This window comes from Kitasatospora sp. NPDC091207 (assembly GCF_044768625.1).
Taxonomy (GTDB): Bacteria; Actinomycetota; Actinomycetes; order Streptomycetales; family Streptomycetaceae; genus Kitasatospora.
Genome location: NZ_JBIVVS010000077.1, coordinates 1 through 1129 on the forward strand (window position 1 = coordinate 1; position 1129 = coordinate 1129).

Annotated in this window: 1 pseudogene; it reads right to left on the minus strand. The window is 68.9% G+C overall.

The features are described from left to right. Positions 1-22: 22 nt before the first annotated feature. Positions 23-1041: pseudogene (locus tag ACIQTO_RS38180) on the minus strand (IS5 family transposase). Positions 1042-1129 lie beyond the last annotated feature (88 nt).

Genomic DNA, 1129 nt, shown 5'->3' on the forward strand with positions numbered 1-1129 from the left:
TAGGAGCTGTTTGAGGTTCGGATCATGTGGTTGAGGTGAGGTGCTTCAGCCACATGATCGATCCTCGGAGGTGGAGTCCGGCTTCGTAGCTCGCCGGGGACTTGTCGTAGCGGGTGGCCAGGCCGCGCCAGGTCTTGATCTTCTGGAAGCAGCGTTCCACGGTGTTGCGCTGCTTGTAGCGGTGCGGGTCGAAGGCGACCGGCCGGCCGCCGGTGGAGCCCTTCCTCTTCCGGTTGGCGGCCTGGTCGTTCTTCTCTGGGATGACCGCGGTGATCCCGCGTCTGCGCAGGTAGGACCGGTTGGCCCTGGAGGAGTAGGCCTTGTCGGCGGCGACCGCATCGGGTCGGGTGCGTGGGCGGCCGACGGGGCCAGCCACCCGGATCCCGCCCAGCACCGCCTGGAACTGCGGGCAGTCGGCGGCCTGGCCGGGTGTCAGAACGAAGACCAGCGGCAGTCCTGCGGCGTCGACCGCGGCGTGGACCTTGCTGCTCAGCCCGCCTCGGGAGCGGCCGAGCCCGGCCGCCTTCGCCCGGGCCTTGCGGCGGCGCCGTGTCGCAGCACGGTCCTGTGCCGCCTCGTCCGCGGTGCCCGCGTCTGGTGCGGCCTGCGATGCATCACCCGAAGGACCGGTCCCTGTTCCGGTAGCGGGACCCCCTTTTCCTCGGTCAGGGCCTGTTCGAGCGCGTCCAGGGTCTCCCCGGCGACCGCCAGGCCGGCCGACTCGTGATGCGCCCGCACGACCGTGGAGTCCACGCTCACCAGCTCCAGGCCCACCTGTCCGCGCGCCGCCGCCTCCGCGATCAGAGCGTCCATCAGAGCCTGGAACACCCCGGCCTTCGCCCAGGAGTTGAACCGGGAGTACACCGTCGACCAGGGGCCGTACCGGTCCGGCACGTCACGCCAGCCACTGCCGGTACGAAACCGCCACAACACCCCGTTGAACTGGTCCCGCACCCGCCGCGGCAGCGGACCGCTGGCCGCCACCGGCAGACGTCCCTCGATCAACGCCCACTCGGCATCCGTCACATCAAAACGTGCCACACGCGAGTTCTACCAGCCACACCCAGCACACCACGCAGCTTCAAGGAGATCCGAACTTCAAACAGCTCCTAGTAGTACTTCGTTAGGT